General features: G+C 66.7%; 23 protein-coding genes. 12 read left to right on the plus strand and 11 right to left on the minus strand.

Going from position 1 to position 24,898, the window contains the following annotated elements; genetic code table 11:
* Positions 1 to 124: 124 nt before the first annotated feature.
* The 6 genes from H512_RS0106110 (at position 125) to H512_RS0106135 (ending at position 8,870) form a co-directional block, all read left to right on the plus strand.
* Positions 125 to 655, plus strand: coding sequence for a SixA phosphatase family protein (locus H512_RS0106110; protein WP_026782709.1), 531 nt, complete (start codon positions 125 to 127; stop codon positions 653 to 655).
* Positions 656 to 755: 100 nt separating this feature from the next.
* Positions 756 to 2,219 carry a YcjX family GTP-binding protein gene (locus H512_RS0106115; RefSeq protein ID WP_026782710.1) on the plus strand — a complete coding sequence of 488 codons (1,464 nt, stop codon included), beginning with the start codon at positions 756 to 758 and terminating at the stop codon, positions 2,217 to 2,219.
* A complete protein-coding gene (locus H512_RS0106120; protein ID WP_026782711.1) occupies positions 2,216 to 3,214 on the plus strand; it encodes a YcjF family protein in 999 nt (332 codons plus the stop codon). The genes H512_RS0106115 and H512_RS0106120 overlap by 4 nt, the downstream gene beginning before the upstream one ends.
* A gap of 198 nt (positions 3,215 to 3,412) precedes the next feature.
* On the plus strand, positions 3,413 to 5,182 hold the full coding sequence (locus H512_RS0106125) for a flagellar hook-basal body complex protein (RefSeq protein WP_026782712.1): 1,770 nt from the start codon (positions 3,413 to 3,415) through the stop codon (positions 5,180 to 5,182).
* Positions 5,183 to 5,259: 77 nt separating this feature from the next.
* Positions 5,260 to 7,152, plus strand: a complete 1,893-nt coding sequence (flgK, locus tag H512_RS0106130; RefSeq protein WP_026782713.1) for a flagellar hook-associated protein FlgK — start codon at positions 5,260 to 5,262, stop codon at positions 7,150 to 7,152.
* Positions 7,153 to 7,196: 44 nt separating this feature from the next.
* Positions 7,197 to 8,870 carry a hypothetical protein gene (locus H512_RS0106135; protein WP_026782714.1) on the plus strand — a complete coding sequence of 558 codons (1,674 nt, stop codon included), beginning with the start codon at positions 7,197 to 7,199 and terminating at the stop codon, positions 8,868 to 8,870.
* A gap of 181 nt (positions 8,871 to 9,051) precedes the next feature.
* Here the strand turns inward: H512_RS0106135 and flbT are convergent, their stop codons facing one another.
* Complete coding sequence (flbT, locus tag H512_RS0106140) at positions 9,052 to 9,465, minus strand: flagellar biosynthesis repressor FlbT (protein ID WP_026782715.1); 414 nt, start codon at positions 9,463 to 9,465, stop codon at positions 9,052 to 9,054.
* A gap of 23 nt (positions 9,466 to 9,488) precedes the next feature.
* Positions 9,489 to 10,673 (minus strand): flagellin, encoded by a 1,185-nt coding sequence (locus H512_RS0106145; RefSeq protein ID WP_026782716.1) that lies wholly within the window; start codon positions 10,671 to 10,673, stop codon positions 9,489 to 9,491.
* A 326-nt stretch (positions 10,674 to 10,999) separates the two neighbouring features.
* On the opposite strand from H512_RS0106145, the gene H512_RS0106150 reads away from it, so the two are divergent.
* The 3 genes from H512_RS0106150 to flaF all read left to right on the plus strand — a co-directional run bounded on the left by H512_RS0106150 (position 11,000) and on the right by flaF (position 15,695).
* Entirely contained in the window at positions 11,000 to 12,778 is a 1,779-nt protein-coding gene (locus H512_RS0106150; RefSeq protein WP_026782717.1) for a flagellin N-terminal helical domain-containing protein, read from the plus strand.
* 529 nt (positions 12,779 to 13,307) lie between these two features.
* A complete protein-coding gene (locus H512_RS0106155; RefSeq protein ID WP_026782718.1) occupies positions 13,308 to 15,074 on the plus strand; it encodes a flagellin N-terminal helical domain-containing protein in 1,767 nt (588 codons plus the stop codon).
* A gap of 246 nt (positions 15,075 to 15,320) precedes the next feature.
* Positions 15,321 to 15,695, plus strand: a complete 375-nt coding sequence (gene flaF / locus H512_RS0106160; RefSeq protein ID WP_026782719.1) for a flagellar biosynthesis regulator FlaF — start codon at positions 15,321 to 15,323, stop codon at positions 15,693 to 15,695.
* Between the two features lie 229 nt (positions 15,696 to 15,924).
* Here the strand turns inward: flaF and H512_RS0106165 are convergent, their stop codons facing one another.
* On the minus strand, positions 15,925 to 16,302 hold the full coding sequence (locus H512_RS0106165) for a FlaG family protein (protein ID WP_026782720.1): 378 nt from the start codon (positions 16,300 to 16,302) through the stop codon (positions 15,925 to 15,927).
* 96 nt (positions 16,303 to 16,398) lie between these two features.
* On the minus strand, positions 16,399 to 16,734 hold the full coding sequence (locus H512_RS26885; protein WP_156899397.1) for a hypothetical protein: 336 nt from the start codon (positions 16,732 to 16,734) through the stop codon (positions 16,399 to 16,401).
* Here H512_RS26885 and H512_RS22780 point away from each other — a divergent pair.
* The gene (locus H512_RS22780) at positions 16,709 to 17,815 is read left to right on the plus strand and encodes an acyltransferase family protein (RefSeq protein WP_053239612.1); all 1,107 of its coding nucleotides are present in this window, start codon (positions 16,709 to 16,711) and stop codon (positions 17,813 to 17,815) included. The genes H512_RS26885 and H512_RS22780 overlap by 26 nt on opposite strands.
* Here the strand turns inward: H512_RS22780 and H512_RS0106175 are convergent, their stop codons facing one another.
* Genes H512_RS0106175 through H512_RS0106185 form a run of 3 tightly spaced genes read right to left on the minus strand, consistent with a single transcriptional unit; the run spans position 17,816 to position 19,685 of the window.
* Positions 17,816 to 18,295, minus strand: coding sequence for a hypothetical protein (locus H512_RS0106175; RefSeq protein WP_053239613.1), 480 nt, complete (start codon positions 18,293 to 18,295; stop codon positions 17,816 to 17,818).
* On the minus strand, positions 18,292 to 18,609 hold the full coding sequence (locus H512_RS22785) for a rod-binding protein (protein WP_053239614.1): 318 nt from the start codon (positions 18,607 to 18,609) through the stop codon (positions 18,292 to 18,294). The genes H512_RS0106175 and H512_RS22785 overlap by 4 nt, the downstream gene beginning before the upstream one ends.
* A complete protein-coding gene (locus H512_RS0106185; RefSeq protein ID WP_245585360.1) occupies positions 18,609 to 19,685 on the minus strand; it encodes a flagellar basal body P-ring protein FlgI in 1,077 nt (358 codons plus the stop codon). Before H512_RS0106185 ends, H512_RS22785 begins: the two co-directional genes overlap by 1 nt.
* Positions 19,686 to 19,956: 271 nt before the next feature.
* Here H512_RS0106185 and H512_RS27320 point away from each other — a divergent pair, with 271 nt between their 5' ends.
* Entirely contained in the window at positions 19,957 to 20,379 is a 423-nt protein-coding gene (locus H512_RS27320; RefSeq protein WP_026782723.1) for a flagellar assembly protein FliX, read from the plus strand.
* A 267-nt stretch (positions 20,380 to 20,646) separates the two neighbouring features.
* Positions 20,647 to 21,063 carry an RNA polymerase-binding protein DksA gene (gene dksA, locus H512_RS0106195; protein WP_026782724.1) on the plus strand — a complete coding sequence of 139 codons (417 nt, stop codon included), beginning with the start codon at positions 20,647 to 20,649 and terminating at the stop codon, positions 21,061 to 21,063.
* Between the two features lie 235 nt (positions 21,064 to 21,298).
* Here dksA and flgH read toward each other — a convergent pair whose 3' ends face one another.
* From flgH to flgF, 4 genes are read right to left on the minus strand one after another with little or no spacing between them, the layout of a single operon-like run.
* Positions 21,299 to 22,042, minus strand: coding sequence for a flagellar basal body L-ring protein FlgH (flgH, locus tag H512_RS0106200; RefSeq protein WP_026782725.1), 744 nt, complete (start codon positions 22,040 to 22,042; stop codon positions 21,299 to 21,301).
* Positions 22,043 to 22,058: 16 nt separating this feature from the next.
* Positions 22,059 to 23,045, minus strand: coding sequence for a flagellar basal body P-ring formation chaperone FlgA (flgA, locus tag H512_RS0106205; protein WP_026782726.1), 987 nt, complete (start codon positions 23,043 to 23,045; stop codon positions 22,059 to 22,061).
* A gap of 8 nt (positions 23,046 to 23,053) precedes the next feature.
* On the minus strand, positions 23,054 to 23,842 hold the full coding sequence (gene flgG, locus H512_RS0106210) for a flagellar basal-body rod protein FlgG (RefSeq protein ID WP_026782727.1): 789 nt from the start codon (positions 23,840 to 23,842) through the stop codon (positions 23,054 to 23,056).
* Between the two features lie 16 nt (positions 23,843 to 23,858).
* A complete protein-coding gene (gene flgF, locus H512_RS0106215; protein WP_026782728.1) occupies positions 23,859 to 24,602 on the minus strand; it encodes a flagellar basal-body rod protein FlgF in 744 nt (247 codons plus the stop codon).
* Positions 24,603 to 24,898: the final 296 nt, after the last annotated feature.

The following is a 24,898-nucleotide window of genomic DNA, read 5'->3' on the forward strand; positions in this document are numbered from 1 at the left end:
ACCTGGCCGGATCGGCGAGCCACGACGCGCGGCGGATCGTCGAGGCCGCGCCGGCAGCCCGGAATCAGGTTAGAATGGCTGGACACTACGCCAAGTCCGGCGGGAAGGAAGCCCCGGAGCGATCATGCCGCGTCTTTTTCTGCTTCGTCATGCCAAGTCGTCGCCGGCCGGCCCCGGCCAGAAGGATTTCGACCGGCCGCTCAACGGTCGCGGCAGAGTGGCGGCCGCGGCGGTCGGCCGCTTCATGGCCGACAGCGACTTCCTGCCCGACCGCATCCTGTGCTCGCCGGCGGTGCGCACCCGCGAGACGCTCGACCACGTCAGGCCGTTCCTGCCGGAGGACACCCACGTCGACTACGTGCGGGAACTCTACGAGTCCTCGGCCGAGGGCATGTTCCGGGTCATCGCCGACCATGCCGCCGGAGCGGACCGGCTGCTGGTGGTCGGCCACAATCCGTCGATGCACATGCTGGCGCGGGCGCTGTCGCACGACGGCGATCGTGATCTCATCGACCGGCTCAAGGCGAAGTACCCGACCGCCGCGCTGGCGGCGATCGATCTGCCGGGCGGCGGCTGGTCGGCAATCCGGCCGGGCGGCGGCCGGCTGGTCGCCCACGTGACGCCCGAGGATCTCGGCGGCCCGGCCGGCGACTGACCGGCTGACCACCAACCATTGTGGCGGCGCGGCGCATCCCTACATAGAGGCCGCGGCGCCTTTCGCGCCGGACGAGGTTCGAGGAAGGTTCCAGGGGGTCGTGAGCTTCACCACGCTTTCCGACGAGGCGCGCATCGCCCTCGACAACATGGCCGATTTCGCCTGGAGCCTCGGTTCGCCGTCGCTGAGGCTCGGCGTCACGGGCCTGTCCCGCGCCGGCAAGACGGTGTTCATCACGGCGCTGGTCCACAACCTGATCCACGGCGGCCGCCTGCCGATGTTCGCGCCCTGGCGGACCGGCCGGCTCAACGGCGCCGACATCCGGCCGCAACTCCATCCCGGCGTGCCGACCTTCGACTATCGCGGCCACGTGCGGCAACTGACCGACGCCCGCGTCTGGCCGGACTCGACGCGGCAGATTTCCGAGTTGCGCCTCTCCATCGCCTACGACAGCGCCACCTTCTTCGGCCGCTCGCTCGGGCGCGGCAAGCTCGACCTCGACATCGTCGACTATCCCGGCGAATGGCTCCTGGACCTGCCGCTGCTCGGCAAGGATTTCCGCGCGTTCTCCCGCGAGACGCTGGAACGGGCGCGCGAGCCGCGCCGCACGGCTATCGCCGCCGACTGGCTGACCCACGCCTCCGGCATCGATCCGCTGGGCCCGGCCGACGACGAGGCGGCCGGCCGGCTGCACGCGCTGTTCTCGGCCTATCTGGCCGCGGCGCGCGGCGGCAATCTGGCGCTGTCCATGGTGCCGCCCGGCCGCTTCCTGATGCCGGGCGATCTGGCGGGATCGCCGGCCCTGACCTTCTCGCCGCTCGATCTGCCCGAAAGCGGCGAGGCGCCGCGCGACAGCCTGTGGGCGCTGATGGAAAGCCGCTTCGAGGCCTACAAGGACGTGGTGGTCAGGCCGTTCTTCCGCACCCATTTCGCCCGGCTCGACCGGCAGGTGGTGCTGGTCGACGTGCTCTCGGCGCTGAACGGCGGCCGCGAGGCGCTTCTCGACCTCGAAGTGGCGCTCGGCGAAATCCTCGGCTGCTTCCGGCCGGGCCATTCGTCCTGGCTCGGGCAGGTGCTGACGCGGCGGATCGACCGCATCCTGTTCGCCGCCACCAAGGCCGACCACCTGCACCATACCAGCCACGACCGGCTGGAGCTGATCCTGCGGCGCCTCACCGACCGGGCGATCGCCCGCGCCTCGTTCTCCGGTGCCGAGGTGGACGTCAAGGCCATCGCCGCCGTGCGGGCGACGCGCGAGGCGACGGTGCGGCGGGGCGGCGAAAGCCTGCCCTGCATCATTGGTGTGCCGCAGGAGGGCGAGCTGTTCGACGACCATCTCTACGATGGCCGCGAGGAAATCGCCCTGTTTCCCGGCGACCTGCCGGAGAACCCGCAGGCGCTGTTCCGCGAGCCGGAGGAGGGCGAGGCAGCCGTCGATCCCGTGCGCTTCCTGCGCTTCCGGCCGCCGCCGGTGGAGGTGACGGCCGAGGGCGTCAGTCTGTCGCTGCCGCACATCCGCCTCGACCGCGCCCTCGACTTCCTGATCGGAGATCGCCTCGCATGACCCGGCGCCCCACCGCCTTCGATCTCTCCGCCGACGACGTCGGCCTCGTCCGGCCGGGCGAGGCGCCGCCGCCGGGTGCTGCCGTGCTGGTCGAGGAGGCGCCGAACGAAGAGGATGAGTTGCCGCCGCCGCCCGTCGTGGCGCGGAAGCGCTTTTCCTGGTCGCGGCTGCTGTTCGGCGCCATCGGCGGCATCCTGTCGCTGGCTGTCGGCCTGTGGCTCGACCGGCTGGTGCGCGATCTGTTCGCCCGCGAGGACTGGCTCGGCTGGCTGGCGGTGGCGCTGATCGCGCTCGCCGGCATCGCCGTGCTGGCCATCGTGATGCGGGAGATCGCCGGCCTGATGTGGCTGAGGCGCATCGACCGGATGCGCCGGCGCGCCGACCTCGCCGCCGCCGGCGACGACCGGCCGGAGGCCGAGGCGGTGGTCGGCGATCTGGTGCAGCTCTACGCCGACCGCATCGACCTCGCTCCCGGCCGGCGGGCCACCGAGGCGCGCGCCCATGACGTCATCGACGGTCGCGACCGGCTGGTGCTGGCCGAGGCCGACCTCATCGCGCCGCTCGACGCGGCGGCCCGCCGGCTGGTGTCGGATGCCGCCGCCCGCGTGTCGGTGGTGACGGCGGTGTCGCCGCGCGCCGTCGTCGACCTGATCTTCGTCGCCGTGGCGACGCTCGGCCTGATCCGCCGCCTCGCCGCGCTCTACGGCGGCCGGCCCGGCTTCATCGGCTTCGCCCGGCTGACGCGGCTGGTCATCACCCATCTGGCGGTCACCGGCTCGATCGCCATCGGCGACGGCCTCGCCCAGCAGCTGATCGGCCACGGCCTTGCCGCCAAGCTGTCGGCGCGGCTCGGTGAAGGGGTGATCAACGGCCTGCTGACCGCCCGGGTCGGCATCGCGGCGATCGACGTCTGTCGTCCGCTGCCGTTCCTCGAACGGCGTCGGCCGCAACTCTCGGAGATCATGGCCGGCATCCGGGCGCCGAAAGCGCGCTAGGGCCGGTTCGGCCCGGCAGGATTTGCCGGGGCTGTCGAACCTTGCCGCCGCGTTAACTCATCCTTCACCAAAGCCAACCGCCTGTTTCCTGAAAACAAACGGAAAAAGTCCGACATCCGTTTGGCACGCCCGTTGCCCTAGTGCTCGTAGCGGCCGTTTCTCCGGCCGACCGCGTTGTAGATCGTAAGGGAAACGAGCATGGGTATCCTGACCGCAATGAATTCGGCCGTGGGCGGCCTCAGTGCGCAGTCCTTCGCCTTGGAGAACATCTCGGGCAATATCGCCAACTCCTCGACGACCGGCTTCAAGCGCAAGGACACCAGTTTCGCCGACCTGGTGCGCTCGAACACCTCGAACGCCTCGCGCGTCACCTCGGGCGGCGTCACCGCCTCCTCGCGCTCGACCATCACGCTCGACGGTGATGTCCAGGGCTCGGCCGTCGACACCCATCTCGCCATCAACGGCACCGGCTTCTTCTGCGTCTCCTCCGATCCGCTCGACAGCAGCCTCGGCACCCGCTACACGCGCGCCGGCGACTTCGAGCAGTATTACGACGCCCGCAACGGCCAGACCTACCTGCGCAACCACTCGGGCTATTCGCTGATGGGACAGGCGATCGACCAGTCGTCGGGCAACCCGGTCGGCAGCAAGCAGGTCATCACCATCGACAAGACCTCGCAGAGCGCCAAGGCCACCCAGGGGTTCACCTACAAGCTCAACCTGCCGACCGTCGCCAGCACCGAGTCCGGTTCCACCATGTGGACCACGCCGGCGCCCACGGCCAGCGTGCTGGCCGGCAACATCACCAAGGCCGATACGGCCAACTTCCTGAAGAATTCGATTTCCGGCGGTTCGACGACCATCTACGACGCGCAGGGCACGCCGGCGAACGTGGTGCTCCGCTGGGCGAAGTTCTCCGAGGTGCCGAGCGGGCCGACCGCCGCGGTTCCCGCGACCAACGCCACGGTCACCGGCAGCGCCGCCCTGCCGAGCGACCTGACGTCGCTCAATAGCAAGTCGTTCACCGTCTCCTATGACGGGGGCGCGGCAAAGACCATCACGATGGGGGCAACGGACTTTACCAGTTCCAGCGCTCCGAGCGATGCCGTGTCGAAGGTCCAGGCGGAGCTCGATACCAATTTCGGGTCTGGCGTCATGACCGCTTCTGTCGACGCCAGCGGCCATCTGGTCATCGAGGCCGCGACGGCCGGTTCCCACACGATCGCGGTTGCCGGAACCGATGCCGGCGATTTCTTCGGCAGCGCTCCGGCCGCCGTCGGCGGAACGGACGCCGTTGCCGCTTCAGGCCCCAGCCCCAATGCCGGCCGCAGCGAGTGGGCCCTGTTCTACCAGGTGGCCGGAGATCCCGCCAACGCCACCGACGTCACCTGGAAGCAGATCCCGACGACCGCGACCAAGGACGCCAACAGCGTTCTCGACGGCGGCGCCTTCTTCTTCGACAACAACGGCAGGCAGATGGACGACACGTCGGCCATCAGCCTCGGCACCATCACCGTCGAGGGCAAGAGCTTCTCCGGCGTCACCATGAACCTCGCCGCCACCGAGTTCGCCGACAAGAACGGCCAGGCGACGACCAACCAGCTGACGCAGGACGGCTACGCCACCGGTGCCTTTGAAGGCGTGTCGATCGACAGCAACAGCGGCATCATCAGCTTCAACTATTCCAACGGCCAGACCGTCAAGAAGTGGTCGATCCCGGTGGTCGCCTTCAACGGCGCCAGCTACCTCAAGGCCGAGGACGGCGGCGCCTATACCGAGACCATCCAGAGCGGCGGCCCGATCGATATCAGCGGCGCGCTGTCCAGCTCGGCGCTCGAGGCGTCCAACGTCGACATCTCCGAGGAGTTTACCAAGCTGATCGTCACGCAGCAGGCGTTCTCGGCCAACTCCAAGGTGATCACCACCGCCAACCAGATGATGTCGGACATCCTCCAGATCATCCGCTGATCCTTCCCCGGCCGCCGCGCCCAGTGGCGTGACGGCCGGCTTCCGCGCCCGCGTTTCGCGTTTCCCCCGAGGCGGCCATGCCTGTTTCCAGCGCTCTCTCGACGGCCCTGACCGGCATCAAGACGACCCAGCAGCAGCTGGGCGTGACGTCGGCCAACATCGCCAACGCCAAGAGCACCGGCTACAGCCGCCAGTCGATGACCTCGTCGGCGCTGGTCGCCGGATCGAGGGTCTATGGCGTCGGTGCCAACCAGGTCAAACGCGAGATCAACCTTCTCGTGCAGACGCAGTGGCGCACCGCCACGGCCAATTCCGCCTATGCCGACACACGTCTCACGGCCTTGTCGGCCCTCGACAGCTATTGGGGCGCCCCGAACAGCACCAGCTCGCTGACGTCGGTCTACGGCGGCTTCACCAGCGCGTTGCAGAAGCTGGCCACCACGCCGGGCGACTCGGCGACGCAGGGCAGCGCCGTCTCCACCGCCCAGACCCTGGCGACCCGCCTCAACCAGCTGTCGGGCAACGTGCAGTCGCTGCGGCAGGAGGCGGAGTCCAACATCGCCAACGCCGTCAGCCGCGTCAACTCGCTGCTGTCGACCATTTCCGATCTCGACAAGCAGATCGTCGCCACCGGCGCCGGCGGCACCAACAGCACCGCCGGCCTGCAGGACAAGCGCGACGCCGCCGTCGACGAACTGTCCGAATACATGGACATCCACGTCACCGACCAGTTCGGCGGCGGCATCGCCATCTCGCTCACCGACGGCACCCAGCTCTACGACAACGTGCCGGTGACGCTGAGTTTCGACCAGCAGGGCGTGGTCGACGCCTCGCGCGTCTATTCCGCCGACGACAGCCAGCGCTCGCTCGGCACCATCCGCATCAGCTCCGGCCCCGGCAGCGGCTTCGACCTGTTCAAGAGCGGCTCGCTGCGCTCGGGCAAGATCGCCGCCTACAAGGAACTGCGCGACGAGACGCTCGTCCAGGCGCAGGCGCAGCTCGACACCATCGCCGCCACGCTGTCGAAGGCGACCTCGACGCGTCAGGCGTCGGGTGCATCGTTCGAGGATACGACCGCCAAGGTCGCCGGCTACACGCTCGACGTCTCCGGCTTCACCGAGGGCAACACGCTCAAGGTCGAGTATACGACGGCCGCCGGAAGCAAGAAGGCGATCACCTTCGTCGGCTACAACTCCGGCGCTTCCGCCGCCCCCGGTGACAGCTTCACGGCCGATCCGGGCGACACGGTGGTCGGCATCGACGTCACCGGCGACATCGGCGCCCAGATCGCCGCCGCGCTCAACACCGCCACCGGCGGCACCGACTTCAACGGTTCGGTGTCGACGTCGGGCACGCTGACGCTGTCGGCCTCGACCGACACGTCGACGGCGCCGCATGCCACGCTCCGCACCGTCAGCGGCGAGATCAGCGTGTCGGGCGTGCAGGACGGCCACCAGGAATTCCCGCTGTTCGTCGACAGCTCCACCGGCCAGGCCTACACCGGCCTCACCAACGGCGCGGACAATATCAACGGCCTCGCCGCCCGCATCTCGGTCAATCCCAAGGTGGTGGCCGATCCGTCGCTGACGGTGAAATACGACAGCTCGACGCTGTCGGGCGACGGCACGCGGCCGCAGGCCATTCTCGACGCGCTCGACGGACGCACCTATGCCTATTCCGCCACCATCGGTATCGGCTCCGCCTCCACACCGTTCACCGGCAGCTTCGAAGGCCTCCTGTCGCAGGTGATCAATACCCAGGGCGCCCAGGTCGAGGACGCCCAGAATGTCTCCGACGGCCAGTCGGTCGTCACCTCCAACCTCAAGGAACGTTATGACAACAGCCGCGCCGTCGATTTCGACACCGAGCTGATGTCGCTCATCCAGCTGCAAACGTCCTATTCGGCCAATGCCCGGGTGCTCTCCGTGGCGCAGGAGTTGATAGACGTGCTGATGAACACGTTCAAATAATCGCCGGCAGCGCCGAAGCGCCGCCAAGTCGTGGGTAGGATGCCATGCCGATCAACAGCGTGCTCACCAATCCGAACATGTCGCTCCTGTCGACCATGCGGCAGCAGCTTGAGGACATGCAGCGCCAGCTGTCGACGGGACAGAAGGCGGCGACATATGGCGCGCTCGGCGCCGAGCGGACGCAGTCGATCACCTTCCGGTCGAAGCTCTCCGAACTCGACAGCTACCTGCAGAACTCCGACGTGCTGAACATGCGCGTCTCCCTGCTCGACAAGTCGATGAGCCGGCTGGAGGATATCCCGAGCGACGCCGCCGCCTCGATCGATCCGAACACCTACAACATCGATTCCACCGGCACCACCACCGGCCAGAAGAGCGCCAAGATCGCCCTCAACGAGGTGATCGGCCTGCTCAATTCGGAAGCCGACGGCCGCTATCTGATGTCCGGCAAGTCCACCGATACCAAGCCGGTGGTCAGCATGGACGAGATGCTCAACGGCTCCGGCACCAAGGCCGGCCTGAAGCAGGTGGTCGCCGAGCGCTACACGGCCGATCTCGGCACGGGCAAGCTCGGCCGCCTCGGCCTCGGCACCGCCACCGGCGCGGTCGCTGGCGACACGGTCACCATCACCCGGCAGGGCGCCACCGACACGCCGCCGTCGGTGTCCGCCGAATTCGGCTACAAGCTGTCGGGCGCCTCGGCCTCGACGACCGACGCCACCCACATCTCCGTGACGCCGACCAGCGGCACCGACAGCGCCGGCAAGACCGTCACCACCGCCTACAACATCCAGTTCGGTTCCGGGCTTCAGGCCGGCGACAGCGTGTCGCTGGAGCTGGAGAACCCGGACGGCACCAAGTCGACCGTCAAGCTGGCCGCCACGCTGACCGACCCGCCGGGCGACGGCCAGTTCACCATGGTGCAGGACACCAGCACCACGCCGCCCACCGTCGACGTGGCGGCCACCGCCGCCAAGTTCCAGGCCCGCCTCAACGACAGCCTGACCACCGAGACGAAGACCAGCTTCCAGGCCGCCTCGATGATGCGGGCGTCGGATAGCTTCTTCGACACGGCGGGCGGCAAGATGCCGCAACGCGTCGATGCCGCGTCGGCGGCGGACCTCGCCACCGCCACCGGTCTCCGCGACGGCACCGACACCGACACCGTGCAATGGTACAAGGGCTATAACGCCGCCATCGATCCGAACGACGTCTCGACCTCGCCGCGCAACGACGTGACGGCGCGCGTCGACAGCAACATCAGCGTCGGCTACGGCGTCCGGGCCAACGAAACCGCCTATGCCAACCTGGTGCGTTCGCTCGCCGTGATGACGGTGGCCGAGTTCGATCCCAAGGCCGGCACCTCGGCCGACACCAATGCCACCACCGACGCCGAGCGGCAGAAGAACCTCGAAATCGAGAAGGCGCGCTATTCGGCGCTGGCGGGCCGGGTGGACGGCGTTCTCGCCTTTGCCGACGGCAGCCAGAAGCCGACCGACATCCACACCGAGATCGCCGTGTCCGGCAACGTCGCCAAGAGCGCCGCCGACCGGCAGACCAGCTCCAAGACGACGCTGCAGGTCATGCTCGACGGCGTCGAGGGCATCAACAAGGAAGATCTGACCGCTCAGATCCTGACGCTGCAGACCCGCATGCAGGCGAGCTACACGACGTCGATGATCCTCAACAACCTCAGCCTGCTCAACTATATGAAGTGACGGGCAAGGATATCCGGCGGCACGGCAAGGGGAGGGCACCAACCGCCTCTTCCGGCCGGCGATCCTCCTTCCAGCAAGGAAGGGGGCAAGCTGCGCGGCCGTTCCAAAGATGAAAATATCATCGTGGTCCGCGTCGGCGGACCATCTCATGCCGGGCGGCTATTTCTTCCGCAACCCCGTCTCAAGACTTGTCGGCGTCGGCCGCCGTCGGGTTGAGCGCGGCGAAGATCAGCTTCTCGTGCTCGATCAGGGCGCGGGCTTCCTTCAGCGCCTTGTAGAGCTGGTCGGCGATGATGTGGTTGCTGATCCGCGTCACGAAGGGGATGGTGCTCGGCGCCGCCTGGATGATGTCCTGGACGAGCGTGAAATAATCGTCCTGGAACTTGGCGATCTCCCGCGACAGGTACATCAGCTGCACGGCAAGGTAGATCCTCTTGGCCGGCGTGTCGGCGGACTCCACCGTCAGGATGTCCTTCTCACGCAGGATCGGGGCGTTGCCCTCGATGTAGAGACGCGTGCGCTGGTCGTCGTTGGTGATCAGCGATTCGCCGATGATGATGCGCTCGCCGGGCTTCAGTTCAACCTTGAGGGTCATCGGGGTGCGGTCCTGTCGAAAGGTCAGCTGCTGCCGCCGCCGAGAAGGCGGAGGATGCCGTTATCGGCGGTCTGGGTGATGGAGAACGAACTGATGGCCAACTGCTGCTGCGTGCTGAGCGCCAGCATGGTGGCCGCCTCCTCGTCCTTGTTCGAAGCGCGCAACGATTCCGCCGTCGAGTTCAGCACCTCGGAGAAGCTGCCGACGAAGTCGGCGCGGCTTTTCAGGAGCGTCAGGCCGATGCCGATGTTGGTGGCGTGCTTCTGCGTGGCCTGGCGGGCGTCGGCCACCGTCTGCTTGGCGGCCTCGGCGTCGGTGCGCTTCACCCAGGACGAGGCGGTGGCCGACGTCAGGTCGGCGATGGCGGTGGTGGTGCCGCCGGCATCGGTCTTGTCGATGGTGAAGCCGTCGGCCGCCTCCACCGTCAGCACGCCGTCGGTATCGAGCGAGGCGCGCAGGCCCTTGTCGGGCAGGGAGAAGGCGGTGACCAGATCGCCGGCCGTGGTGTCGGCGGTGACGGTCAGCGTGTTGACGATGTTCGGCGGCGAGGCCGAATCCTTGACGTAGATCGTGTCGCCGACCGCGTACTGGCCGGAGTCGGTCAGCTTGCTGGTGGTCTTCAGCGGCTTGGGCGGCGATCCGCCGTCGGTCAGCTTGGTCTCGAAGGTGGCGAGCTTGCCCTCGTCGAGCTTCTTGAGGCCGAGCGTGTTGAGAAGGTCGGTGAAGTCCACCGCGTCGATGGTGACGGATTCGTCCTGGTCGGCGGACAGGTAGAGCTTCAGTTCGTTGCCGGCGCCGAGCAGCAAGTTCTTGCCACCGTAGGAGGAGTCCTTGGCGGTCTCGACGATATGGTCGAGAATGCTGTTGTATTCCTTGGCAAGGTCGGCCCGATCGAAGGCGCTCTTGCTGGAGGCGGCGCGCGTCACCACGCCTTTCAGCGTGTCGATGCTGTCGGTGATCGAGGTGAGGCCGTTGTTGGCGCTGTTGATGACGCCGAGGCCCTGGTCGAGGCGCTCGAGATACTTGTCGAGCGCGGCGGCGTGCAGCGACAGGTTCTTGGCGGAGATGTAGGCGCTGGGATCGTCGAGCGCCGTCTGCACCTTGATGCCGGTGGTCAGCCGCTGGCTGGCGGCGGCCGATTCATCGCTCACCTTGTTCAGCATCGCGACGGTGCTGCGCAGCGATTTCGTCAAGGATATGTCGACCATCGGCAGGCCTCTCAGCGATGCGTCCCGGAGACGGCGCGTTGCATTTTGAGAATCATAGCGCCCAATTGGTTAAGAATAGCTGTTCACGCATCGAAGAAAAGCCCGCAACCGGCCGAAAAATCGGCCTGTTTTCCAAGATGTCGGCGTTAACCACTCTCGGGACCGCCGGCGATGGACCATTGGACAAAAGTCTCGAGCGCGAGAAATTCCGAGCAAAGGCGGCATTTGACCGACGCCATTAACGGCTCGGCAACGGGTCAGCGCTAGGGTCGGTCCACTTCCTCAGAACGGGGAAGATGAGTTCACCCAAGGAATGGGATGTAAAAATGTCCGACATCAACCTGACCAAGGCCGTCCGCCAGAACCTGCTCACGCTGCAGGGCACCGCGAAGATGATGGCGACGACGCAGAACCGCCTCGCCACCGGCAACAAGGTCAACTCCGCCCTCGACAATCCCTCGAACTTCTTCACCGCGTCCTCGCTGAATTCGCGCGCCAGCGACCTCAGCAACCTGATGGACTCGATGGCGAGCGGCATCAAGACGATCGAAGCGGCCGACAACGGCCTCAGCTCGATCACCAAGACGCTGGAGTCGATGCAGTCGACCCTGCGCCAGGCCCGTCAGGACAAGTCCTTCGAGACCGCCTCCTACACGCTCGGCACGGCCACCGACTACGCCAACGACCAGATCAGCTTCACCGGCGGCGCCTTCGGTGCCGGCGGCAAGGGCACCGTCAAGCTGATGACCGATTCGGCCCAGTCCGCGACGGGCGCGGCCAGTTACGCGGCTCCGACGGCGGCCGCCAATGCCAGCCTGACCGGCGCCGCCTCCCTGGCTTCGCCGATCGACTTCAGCGCCAGCAGCGGCGCCAACGCCGGCAGCCTGAAGTTCACCTACGGCGGCGTCACCGCCACGGCCGCGTTTACCACTTCCGATACGGCTGCCTCTGGCAGCGACATCGTGACCCGCGTGCAGGCGGCGATCGACGCCACCGCGCTCAACGGCAAGCTGACCGCCTCGCTCGATAGCTCCAACCACCTGGTGGTGAAGGCTAACGATCAGGACGATGGCAAGGCCGTCACCACCACCGGCAGCACCGCGGCCACGCTGACCGCCGTCATGGGCTCGCCGACTTCGGTCACCGGCTCCGACGGCAAGAACACCTTCTCGGTCAACGGCGTCGAGGTCAACCTGACGGCGGACGACAGCACCGTCGCCAAGGCGGTCTCGACCATCAACACCCAGCTCAGCAACGCCGGCTCGAAGTTCAAGGCGGTGGAAGACTCGGGCAAGCTGAAGATCCAGGCCAACGACTCGACGGCCGGCAAGCTGAAGATCACCGGCGCCGATGCCTCGCTGTTCGGCGCGGCGTCCGACGACGCGACGATCCATCTCGCCAAGACCACCGATCAATTGGTCAACGAGATCAACAACAACTCCGGTCTGTCCTCGAAGATCAAGGCGTCCAACGACAACGGCAAGCTGCGTCTCCAGAACCTGTCGACGCAGGATCTCAGCATCGACGGCGTGACGTCGTCGGGCGAGATCGACGGTACCTCGGCCGGCGCCGCCAAGATCGACGGCAACTCGGTGCGTACCGGTTTCGCCGATCAGTTCAACGAGCTGCGCGATCAGCTCGACAAGCTGGCCGACGATGCCTCGTTCAACGGTATCAACCTCTTGCGCGGCGACAAGCTGAAGATCACCTTCAACGAAACCGGCGCCTCGTCGATCGATATCCAGGCCAAGGACGGCAAGTCCGTCGACTCGACCAGCCTCGGCGTGCCCACCACGCTGAAGGCGCAGGACCTCGACTCCGACGACACCATCGACGGTTTCCTCGATCAGGTGAAGGCCGGCCTCAACAAGGTCCGCTCGCAGTCTTCGGCCTTCGGCTCCAACCTGTCGGTCGTCGAAAACCGCCAGGACTTCTCGAAGAACATGATCAACACCCTGCAGACGGGCGCCGGCAACCTGACGCTCGCCGACATGAACGAGGAAGCGGCCAACATGGTTGCGCTGCAGACCCGCCAGTCGCTGGCGACCTCCTCGCTCTCCATGGCCAACCAGGCCGACCAGAACGTGCTTCAGCTTCTCCGCTGAGGCCAGTCGGTCCGAATCAAACGACAGACGTGGGGGCGGGCCAGAAGGCCCGCCCCTTCTTTTTTGCGCCTTGCAGTCTTTGCACCGGGCGTTTCCATTTCTTAACAAATCGTTTCGCCGTCCGGAGAGGCCGCGCCTTTCAACAGTGCCGGGCCTGTCGCTTTCTTGCCGCCGGCCTCTTCCGGCCAGAGTCCGAAATGTCTTCAGGATCAAGCGGTTGTTTCTCTTCCGCTATCGGGATCGGGACGACTTGCGCCGAGGCGGCCGCCGAGACCGCCGCGGCAACGTTTGCAACTTGCCGTCTCGTTCCGATGCAGGGTGTTACCCAGCGTTAACAAGCGTTTATCGGGATTAATTCCGCTTCGTTGCAAAACGCCATGCGGAAACTTTTTGTTAACCATGTCGGGTGTTAACTCCGTCGTGAGAAGCACCGCCGCGTCCGCCATGCAAGGGATGGTTGGTCGGTCAGGCTCGGTTTGTTTGTCGGGATGAAAGAGACCCGTCAGCCCCAAGGAAGTGGGATGCAGAAATGAGCGAGATCAATCTGACCAAGGCAGTGCGCCAGAACCTTCTGTCTCTGCAAAACACTGCCAAGATGATGGCGACGACGCAGAATCGCCTTGCGACCGGCAACAAGGTCAACACCGCCCTCGACAATCCCTCGAACTTCTTCACCGCGTCCTCGCTGAATTCGCGCGCCAGCGAACTCGATGCGCTGCTCGACTCGATGAACAACGGCATCAAGACGATCGAAGCGGCCGACAACGGCCTGACCTCGATCACCAAGACGCTGGAATCGATGCAGTCGACGCTGCGCCAGGCCCGCCAGGACAAGACCTTCGAGACGGCGTCCTACTCGCTCGGCACGGCCACCGACTATGCCAACGACCAGCTCTCCTTCACCGGCGGCGCCTTCGGCGCCAGCGGCGGCGGCACCGTCAAGCTGATGACCGACTCGGCCCAGGCGGCGACGGGCGCGGCCGCTTACGCGGCTCCGACGGCGGCGGCCAATGCCAGCCTGACCGGTACGGCTTCCCTGGCCTCGGCGAGCGACTTCAGCTCGGCCGGCGCCGGCGACCTGAAGCTCACCTATGGCGGCGTCACCGCCACGGCGACCTTCACCACAGGCGATACGGCGCTGACCGGCGCCCAGATCGTGACCCGCGTGCAGGCGGCGATCGACGCCACGTCGCTCCAGGGCAAGCTGACCGCCTCGCTCGACAGCTCCAACAATCTGGTGGTGAAGGCTAACGATCAGGACGATGGCAAGGCCGTCACCACCGTTGGCAGCACCGCGGCCACGCTGACCAAGGTCATGGGCTCGCCGGCTTCGGTCACCGGTTCCGACGGCAAGTTCACCTTCTCGGTGAATGGCGTCGAGGTCAACCTGACGACGGCCGACAATACCGCCGCCAAGGCGATTGCGACCATCAACACCCAGCTTGGCAACGCCGGCTCGAAGTTCAAGGCGGTGGAGGACTCCGGCAAGCTGAAGATCGTCGCCAACGACTCGACGGCCGGCGCGCTGAAGATCACCGGCACCGATGCCTCGCTGTTCGGCGCGGCGACCGACGACACGTCGATCCACCTCGCCAAGTCCACCGATCAGCTGGTCAACGAGATCAACAACTCGACGCTCGGCTCGAAGATCAAGGCGTCCAACGACAACGGCAAGCTGCGCATCCAGAACCTGTCGACGCAGAGCCTTGCCGTCGACGGCGTCAGTTCGTCGGGCATGATCGACGGCACCTCGGCCGGCGCCGCCACCATCGGCGGCAACACGGTGCGCTCGGGTCTCGCCGATCAGTTCAACGTGCTGCGCGACCAGCTCGACAAGCTGGCCGACGACGCCTCGTTCAACGGCATCAACCTCTTGCGCGGCGACAAGCTGAAGATCACCTTCAACGAGACCGGCACGTCGTCGATCGACATCCAGGTGGCAGGCGGCAAGTCGGTCGACACCACCGAACTCGGCCTGCCGACGACGCTGGAAGCCAAGAGCCTCGACTCCGACGACAGCATCGACACGCTGCTCGGCAGCGTGAAGACGGCGCTCAACGGCGTCCGGTCGCAGGCCTCGACCTTCGGCTCGAACCTCTCCGTGGTGGAGAACCGCCAGAACTTCACCAAGAACATGATGAACACGTTGCAGACCGGCGCCAGCAACCTGACGCTCGCCGACATGAACGAGGAAGCGGCCAACATGGTGGCCTTGCAGACCCGGCAGTCGCTGGCGACGTCCTCGCTGTCCATGGCCAACCAGGCCGACCAGAACGTGCTCCAGCTCTTGCGCTGACGACAGGGCAGGGGTTTCGGCAGGACCGGAGGGCGGATCGCAAGGTCCGCCCTTTTCCTTTTTGTTCAGATGGATAGTTTGTTTCTACTTTCGCCGGGTTGGCCTGTTTCAATATCGTTTACCGCGTTTATTTCCGATGTCTTCAGTGAAACTTGTTGTTAACCGTGACAGGTGTTTAATTGCTCCAAGGCTTCGGCGGCGAAGCGATCGCGCCGCCTGCGGCGAGCATCCGGGAGTGTTGGGTCGATGAACGGTTACGGAGCGTCAGCGTACCAGCGGGTCCAGACGACATTGGGGCCGCGCCAGCTGGAAGCGCACCTGCTGCTCAAGGCGGCGGCGCAGTTGCAGTCCTTCAAGGACAACTGGTCGTTCGACGCGGAGGCCGTCTCCGAGGCGCTGACGCTCAATCGCAAGCTCTGGACGATCCTCGGTACCTCGGCCACCGAGGAAAGCAATCCGCTGCCGCTGGAGATCAAGGAGAACATCGCCAATCTCACGGTGTTCGTCCTCCAGCGGACGCTCGACATCATGGAAGACCCGACGCCGGAGAAGCTGTCGGCGCTGATCACCATCAACCGTTCGCTGGCGCAGGGCCTGCGCGGGCAGGGCGACGAGGAATAAGCAGCCCACCGGCTGCCGAACGCAGGAAGGCGCCGTCGGCGCCTTTCGTCGTTTCGGGGATCGGTTGCGGCCAACGCCAGAGCATTTCCGGTTCATTGGATATGCCCTGTCTCTTTGTTGAGACGCAATTCCGGACGCAGAACCGGTTGCCACTTTTGCTGGAATTGCTCGAGAAGCGCCCGGCCGGAGGTCCGGCAGGACGCGACGAGAAACGCATCGGGATTGCCGCTCAGGCGATGGTGCTCGCCGCCGGGTAGGTCGATCCGCGCGTCGCGTTCGTCCAGGCGTTGATCATTGCCCGGAGGCGCAGGCGGCTCTCGTCGGGAATCTGGTCGACGACATTGCCCGTCACCTTGTCGATCCGGCGATAGACCACCATGTCGGCGTCCTTGTCGACGGTGACGGTGGAGCGAAGGTTGGGAGAATAGAGCGCCGACTGGCTGGTGCCGCCGCGGCTTTCAGTGTCGGGATTAGTCGTCTCGCCGGTCCTGGCGACGGCCGATCCGACCGGCAGATCGGTGCTCGCCGCCTGTTCCGCCGCCGCCGGCGCTCTCGGCACCGGCGCGTTCATGCCGGGTATCACCGGTCTCACGCTGCCGATATCCATGACGATAGTCCTTTTCAAGGCAATACCCTGGGGGTTCGCCTGGAAAGGACGATAATAGCCACGGTTGAAAGGGGCGTTTACAGGATAGTTAAAGTTTTAGCGATCCGGCGTTTTTCCGCTTTTTTCTCGTTCGGTCGAAATCCGGCGGCTGTTGCCGCGCAGGTCCTCCGGCTGACCAGATAAGGCCGCGAATCTTAACAAACGGCGAAGACGGGCTGGCCGGCGCTGTGGAAAGTCGACAATCCGTATCGACACGTAGTTGTGGTCCCGTGTACCGGCCGGCGGGCGGATTTCTCGGTCCGGATTAACCGGCCGCTCATCGACGACATGGTAGAAGCGCGGATGGCCGCTGCCGGCCGCTTCCGCCGGCGGCCGGTTCGGCGTTCCCTGAGGGAGACCGGGACCAATGCGGGTGAACTTCCAGGACGTCAAATACATTCCCGGCCTCGACGGCTTCCGGGCGATCGCCGTGCTCCTGGTGCTGGTCGCCCACTTCGGCTACGACCATGTGGTGCCGGGCGGCCTCGGGGTGACGATCTTCTTCTTCATTTCCGGCTTCCTGATCACCTCGCTGCTGCTCTCCGAGCGGAACCGCTTCGGGTCGATCTCCATCCGCAACTTCTACATCCGGCGCTTCCTGCGCCTGTTGCCCGAGCTGGTGGCGCTGATCGTCGTCTCCGGCTTCTACCGGGCGCTGATGGGCCATCCGCTCGGCCTGGGTGAGATCGTGGCGGCGATGACTTACACGACCAACTACTTCGTGTTCTGGCTGGAGAACCACGGCATCGCCTCGTCGCTTGCCTGGCCACAGCTGTGGTCGCTGTCGGTCGAGGAGCACTACTACATCACCTTCCCGGCGATCTTCGCTTTCGTGCTGGTCGGCCCGTCGCGGACCAGGTCCTTCTTCGCCGCCGTGCTGGTGCTCTGCCTGGTCTATCGACTGGTGCTGGTGCTGGGCGGCTTCGTCGATCTCCAGGCCGCCCATCCCTACACCTACCTCGCCTCGGAGGCGCGCTTCGATTCCATCGCCTACGGCGCCGGCTTCGCCTTCCTCTGTCAGCGGGCCTGGGAGCTGTCGCGGCAGGGGGGACTCGCCGTGGGGCTGGCCGGCGGTCTGCTGCTCCTGATGACGCTGCTGGTGCGCGGCGACGTGTTCCGCGAGACGGTGCGCTATTCGATACAGGGCGTGGCGCTGACGCTGATCTTTGCGGCGATCTACCGGTCGGCCGCCTGGGACTGGACCATGTCCATCCTGGAATCGCCGCTGTTCCGGCGCCTCGGTATCCTGTCCTACGGCGCCTATCTCTGGCACTTCGAGTATCTGTTCCTGTCGAATTCCGTTTTGGGCGACGCGGTTCCGACCGGCGGCCTCGGCCAGCTGGCCTATCTCGCCGGCGGCCTCGTCTTTTCCTTCGGCGCGGCGCAACTCTCCTACCGCTATGTCGCCCAGCCGATGCAGGCGCTTCGCCACCGCTTCTCGATGCGGGGTGCGGCGCCCGCTCCCGCCGAGTGATCAGAAGCTGCGGTTGACGGCGACGCCGGTAGCGCTCATGGCGCGGGGGGCGGGCGTCTGACCGCCGCGTCCATAGACGGCCGGCGTCTCGGCCCGGCCGACCTCGGTGGCGACGGTGCGCAGGATGTCCTCGGCGACGTCGCGGGCGGTGTCGAGCACGGCGAGGTTGATCTGCACCTCGGCGCGGAACAGCTCGTGCCGTTTGAGGAGGGCTGCCGTCTCGGCCGGCACGTAGGCTTTCAGCGTGTCGATCTCGTCGCGGGCGGCCAGCATCAGGCGGGTGTAGAGGGCCGCCTTCTCCTCCTTGTCCATGGCCAGCTCGCCGGCCTGCCGCAGCTTGCCGGCCTTGACCAGCGCCGTCTCCTCGCGCAGCAGCAGCAGCAGGTCTTCCATGGCGTTGCCGAGCTTTTCCACCAGCTTGCCGGCAATCTCCGGGCTCGTGACGAGCCGTGGGCGGGTGTCGTGCAGCGCGAGGCTCATCCGGCGTGCCCTTCCTGTATCTTGATCAGTTGGGCGGCGATGCCGTCGGCGATGCCGATGCCGCCCTTCTTGACGAAATCCTTGGCGTACTGGTCGATCAGCATGTCGCGCCAGGTTTCGTTGGAGTTGTCCGACTTGCCGTTCAGCGGGTCGACCGACACGTCCTTGAACATCGCCTTGAAGGCGTCGGCGACGTAGACGGACTCGAAATCGGCCGCCACCTCGCGCGCCTTGGCGGCAACCGCGGACTTGTCCATGCCGGCATAGGTCTTGGAGGCAAAGGCGGAGGTGACCGAGGCGAGGCTGGCGTCCATCACATCACCTTCACGTCGGCTTGCAGCGCGCCGGCCGCCTTGATGGCCTGCAGGATGGAGATGAGGTCGCGCGGGCCGAGACCGAGGGCGTTGAGGCCGTCGACCAGCTCCTGCAGCGTGACGCCCGAGCGCACCACGGCGAGCTGGTGCTCCTTGCCGTCGGAGACCTGAATCTGGGTGCGCGGCGTGACGGTGGTGGTGCCGTCCGACAGCGGCGCCGGTTGCGACACCTGCGGGTCCTCGGTGATCATCACCGTCAGGTTGCCCTGGGCGACGGCCACCGTCGACACCCGCACCTCCTGGCCCATGACGATGATGCCGGTCGCCTCGTCGACCACCACCTTGGCGGGGAGGTCGGGCTCGACGATCAGCTGCTCGACGTCGGTCAGGAGGTCGACGATGTTGCCCTTGTAGCGCGGCGGCATCGACAGGCGCACCGTCGACGGGTCGGTCGGCTCGGCCACCGGCGCGCCGTAGAGGTCGTTGATGGCGAGAGCGATGCGGCGCGACGTGGTGAAATCGGGATTGCGCAGCGACAGGCGGACGGAGCCCAGCTCGGCGAGCTTGAACTGCAACTCGCGCTCGATGACGGCGCCGTTGCTGATGCGGCCCTGCGTCGGCACGCCGCGCGAGATCTTGGCCGCGTCGCCCTGGATGTCGAAGCCGCCGATGGCGATCGCCCCCTGGGCGATGGCGTAGACCTCGCCGTCGGCGCCCATCAGCGGCGTCACCAGCAGTTGGCCGCCCTGCAGGTTCTTGGCGTCGCCGAGCGCGCTGACCGACACGTCGATGGCCGTGCCCTGGGCGGCGAAGGCCGGCAGCTTGGCGGTGACCATCACGGCGGCGGTGTTGGCGGTGCGCATGGTGGAATCGCGCACGTTGACGCCGAGCCGCTCCAGCATCGCCTGCAGGCTCTGCTTGGTGAAGGGCGAATTGTTGAGGCTGTCGCCAGTGCCTTGCAGACCGACGACCAGGCCGTAGCCGATCAGCTGGTTCTCGCGAACGCCCTCGACGTCGACGATATCCTTGATGCGCGAGGCGGCAGCCGCCGCTTCCACGCCGGTCATAAGGATCATGAGGGCGCCGAGCGCGCCGAGAATCCTGTTTCGCATTGTCATCATCCCCGTGTTTCCCGACACGGCTTCCCGAGGCTGGGTTCGCAATCGGCATGCCAACCGGGGCCTGGATGCGCGTCGCCCTATGTATCTGAAAAGACGGGCGGTCCTGACGGCCATCTTCCCTGCCGCCGAAAAGCCGCCGCCGGCGGGCGGCATTTCTTGCCGGGTGAGCATGGACGCGGTAACCTTGGCGGGTCGAAACTGCCGGGTCAGCCTCAAGGAAACAGCGATGCGCATTCAGGGTCCGAACCGCCTCGGGGGGGTCTCCACCGGATCGCCGGCCAAGCGAACCGACGGCTCCGGCTTCGCGCTGCCGTCCGAGGCCGAGGGCGGCGCGCCCAAGGCCGCCACCGCCACCGCCACCCACGCGCTGACCGGGCTCGACGCGCTGATCGCCCTCCAGTCGGTGGACGCCGACGCGCCGCGCAAGAAGCGCAAGGCGGTGAAGCGCGGCCGCGACCTGCTCGACAAGCTCGACGAGATCCGCATCGGCCTGTTGTCGGGCCAGATGTCGGGCGAGGCGATCACCCGCGTGCTGAACCTGCTCGAAGAGGCCGAGCCGACGGGCGATCCGCGCCTCGACGAACTGATGGAGGACATCGCGCTTCGGGCCGAGGTCGAGCTTGCCAAGCTCGGCTATTTCAGGGGCTGAGGGCGCGGCGAAGGGGCGTTCCGAGCAATCACCAATGGCGCCGAAGTCGGGCTTTTGCCGCCGCCGTCCGCGGCGGCATGCCTGCCTTCGCGGCGGCGCCGGCGCGCCCTCGCTGCGGCAGCCCTGTCCAATCAATGCCTTAATCGATTGATATGTATTGAAAAATGCCGGACCTACAAGGTTTGGTGATTTTCTTGCATTTGCCGTTGTCGGGCGGGGGTCAGATGGCTATATTCCGCCCGCTTTCGTGGTGTGTGAGGACCGTCGATGTCGATTGAGCTTGCGGATGACTACCGGCCGTCCGACGACGAGCCGTTCATGAATGATCGCCAGCGCGAATACTTCCGGCGCAAACTGCTCCAGTGGAAAGAGGACATCCTGCGCGAAAGCAAGGAGACCCTCCAGAACCTCCAGAACGAGAACACCAACCTGCCCGACATCGCCGACCGCGCTTCGTCGGAGACCGACCGCTCCATCGAGCTTCGGGCGCGCGACCGCCAGCGCAAGCTGATCTCCAAGATCGAGGCGGCCGTCAAGCGGATCGAGGACGGCTCCTACGGCTATTGCGAGGAGACCGGCGAGCCGATCTCCCTGAAGCGCCTGGACGCCCGGCCGATCGCCACGCTGTCGATCGAGGCGCAGGAACGGCACGAGCGGCGCGAGAAGGTCTATCGCGACGAGTGACGGCGAGCCCGTTTGCCTGAAACCCATCGAGGGCGGCCGCCGGGCCGCCCTTTTTCGTCTGTGCCCGTTGGGGCGCGGCCTCCCGGATGACCTGGGAAAGGGAGACCGCGCCGCTCGGGAAAGCCGGCCCGGATTTGGGAAGGGGCCGGCGGTCGCCTCGGGCCAGTTGGGGAGCGGCCCTCGGGCGATACGGCTCGCTTGGATGCTTGGGGAGCGCGAGCCGATCTCGTTGCCGTCAGAACGGCAGCAGGATGTCGAGCACCTGCTGGCCGGTGCGCGGCTGCTGCACGTCGGAAATCTGGCCGCGGCCGCCGTAGGAGATGCGGGCCTCGGCGATCTTGGCGCTCTCGATGGTGTTGTCGGCGGCGATGTCCTCGGGCCGGACGACGCCGGCCACCACCAGCTCGCGGATCTCGTAGTTGACGCGCACTTCCTGCCGTCCCTCGATCACCAGGTTGCCGTTGGGCAGCAGTTGCGTCACCACGGCGGCGACGTTGGTGGACAGTTTTTCCGACCGGTCGATGGAGCCCGTACCCTTGTAGGCCGAGGCGCCCTTGGTGGAGGCGAGGTCGCTGGCCGCCATGCCGGCCGGCAGGGCGATGGTGTCGATGGCCGTGCCGAGCGCGCCGCCGACGCCGGTCGAATCGCTGGAGGCCCGCGACCGCTCCGAGGAGTTGTCGAAGGCGGCCTTGTCGGAGATCGACACCTTGACGGTCAGGATGTCGCCGATGCTGCGGGCCCGCTGGTCCTTGAAGAAGGTGCGCGAGCCGGACTGCCACAGCGAGTTGGGGCTGTAGGCCACCGGCTGGACGACCGGCATCGGCATCTGCACCGGCTTGTAGCCGGCCTGGGCGGTGGGGTTCTCGATGGCCGACAGCTTGGGCGTCTGGCCGACCTCGGACAGGCGGTCGATGGTGCTGCCGCAGGCGGAAAGACCGATGCCGAGGAGGGCGATGGCGAGGGCGGAGGTGAAACGCATCTGATGATCCTCGGGCTCAGTTCATCGCGGTCTTGAGGACGGCCGGGCCGGTCGAGGCGGTGACCGCCACGATACCGGCGCCGGTGACGACGCCCTGCACGGTGCGCTTCGACTGCTCGTTCATGACGGAAACGAGGTCGCCCTTGGCGCCGTCGCCGAGGGCGCGGCCGCGGGCGTTGAGCGTCAGGCCGGGGCGGGAATACTGCAGCGTGACGACGTCGCCGCGCAGGATGACGCGCGGCGGCTCGACGTCGGCCGACGCGATCGCCTCGCCGGCCCTGAGCGGACGCTTGGCGGCCATGTCGATCAGTTCGTTTGCGTCGAGGATCGCCGAGCCGGGCACGCGCCGCGTCTCGATGCGGACGACGGCGACGTCGGCGGCATGGATGACGTCGCGGCGGTCGACCGGCCGGTTCAGCACCGGCACGGCGATGGTCTCGACGGCGCGGCCGGTGAGCGCCAGCGTCTGCTCGCCGTCGCCGACGTCGATCGCCACGGTGGCGTTGAAGCGGCCGGAGCCGGACTGAAGGAAGAAGTCGGACAGCACGGCCGGCGCGGCGGCGGCGGCATTGGCGGCGACCGGAGCGATGCTGCCGTCGAGGCTGACGTCGAGGGTCTCGACGGCGACACCCAGACGGGCGGCGGCTGCCTCGGCAACGAGGCTTGTGACGGCGGCGGCATCGACCGTGACGGCGCGGCGGACCACGGCGACGCTGTCGAAGGACGGCAGGCTGTCGATGGCGAGGCCGGCGGCGACGGCCGCCTTGACCGCCTCGGCGGCCGGCAGCGCGCCGGTGACGCCGAGCGCCGGCGCCCGGAACACGGCGCGGCCGGCCAGGGCGCCGGCGCCGTCGAACAGGTCGCCGAGCGTGACGATGCCGCTGCCGACCTCGATGCGTTGCCGCAGCTCGGCCGCCGCCGCCTGATGGGTGGCGATGAAGCCGGCGGCCAGCCCGGCGAGCGCGGCGGCGAGGACGATCCGGAAGAACAGGGCGCGCATCATGGCCGGTCTCACTTGCCGAGGTTGGAGGTGGTCTGCGACATCTGGTCGGCGGCGCTGATGATGCGGGAATTCATCTCGTAGGCCCGCTGCGCCGAGATCAGCGACGACAACTCGCTCACCGCCTCGACGTTGGAGCTTTCGAGATAGCCCTGCAGCAGTGTGCCGTAGCCGGCGTCGCCGGGGCTGCCGGTCTGGGCGGGGCCGCTCGATGCGGTTTCCAGGAACAGGTTGTCGCCCATCGGCTCAAGGCCGTTCTTGTTGACGAAGCGGGCGAGTTCGATCTGGCCGAGCACCGTCATGGAACTGTCGTTGCCGATCTTGGCCTGCACCTGCCCGGTGTTGGAGATGGTGAGACCGCTGGCATTCTGCGGCACGGTGATGGCCGGCTGAACAGTATAGCCGTCGGCGGTGACCAGCGTGCCGGTGGAATCAAGCTCGAAAGAGCCGTCGCGGCTGTAGGCGGTGCGGCCATCGGGCAGGGTAATCTGGAAGAAGCCCTCGCCGCGGATGGCCACGTCCTTTTCGTTGCCGGTGGATTCGGGATCGCCCTGGGTCATGTTGCGCGGCGTCGCCACGACGCGGACGCCCGAGCCGAGCTGCACGCCGGCCGGCACCTGGGTACCGGCGTCCGAGGTGCTCGACCCCTGGCGGCGCAGCGTCTGATAGAGCAGATCCTGGAAATTGGCGCGCTGGCTCTTGTAGCCGGTGGTGCGCATGTTGGCGATGTTGTTGGAGATGACCGAGACGTTGGTCTCCTGGGCCTTCATGCCCGTGGCGGCGATGGTCAGAGCTTTCATGTCAGGTCACTCCGGATCAGGCATTGACCGAGCCGAGGCGTTCGATCGCCCGGCTGCTGGTGTCGTTCTGCTGCTTGACCAGGTTGGAGATGCGTTCATAGGCCCGCTGGACGTCCAGCATGGCGGTGAGTTCCTGGACGCCCGAGACGTTGGATTTCTCGAGGGCGCCCTGGCGGACGCGGACGTAGGCGGGCGCCTGCGGCGCCGCGCTGGCCGAGTAGAGGTTGTCGCCGTCCTTGGCGAGCACCGTGGTGTCGGGGAAGTCGGCGATCCGGAGCTTGCCTTTCAGGCCGGCGCTCGAGGAGATGGTGCCGTCGCGGGCGACGGCGATGTTGGTTTCCTCGGCGCCGAAGGTGACCTCGCCGCCGTCGGCGAGCACCGGCTTGCCGTCGGAGGTGACGAGGCGTCCGGTGCTGTCGATGGCGAAGTCGCCGGCGCGGGTGTAGCGCTCGCCGGCCGGCGTGCCGACCACGAAGAAGCCGCTGTCGCCCTCGATCGCCACGTCGAGGTCGTTGCCGGTGACTTCCACCGAGCCGGCGGAGAAGTCGTGCACGGTGGCCAGCTCGCGGACGAAGCGGTTGTCGCGGTCGCGGCGGGGAAACAGCGTCGCCGACGCCTTCGGCATGGTCGTCTCCTCGAAGTCGAGCGAGACGCGCTTGAAGCCGGCGGTATCCATGTTGGCGACGTTGTTGGCGATGACGTCCAGCTTGCGCCGGAGCGCAATCTGACCCGACAGCGCCACCAGAGTTGCATTCTGCATGGCAGATCGTTCCCAAGTCCTGACCGGACGGCGTCACGCTCCCCAGCGGCACCGCCCGCTGTGGATATCGCAGGGAACGTGCCAACCGGCGAGGTGTTGGGAAACAAGGGTTTGGCGCGACAATCCTCTCCGCCGCGCCCGGCGTTTCCTGCCGGCCGGCAAGAACGGGCGGCAACATTTGCCGGGCCGTTAACCAATTATCAACCAATCGTTAACTATCCTGACATCAAGCGAAACGACTGTGGGCGCCGGCAAAGAATCGTTGTCGTCGAGGAGGGGCCGACCCATAGCTTGCC

This window comes from Pleomorphomonas koreensis DSM 23070 (assembly GCF_000425185.1).
GTDB lineage: Bacteria > Pseudomonadota > Alphaproteobacteria > Rhizobiales > Pleomorphomonadaceae > Pleomorphomonas > Pleomorphomonas koreensis.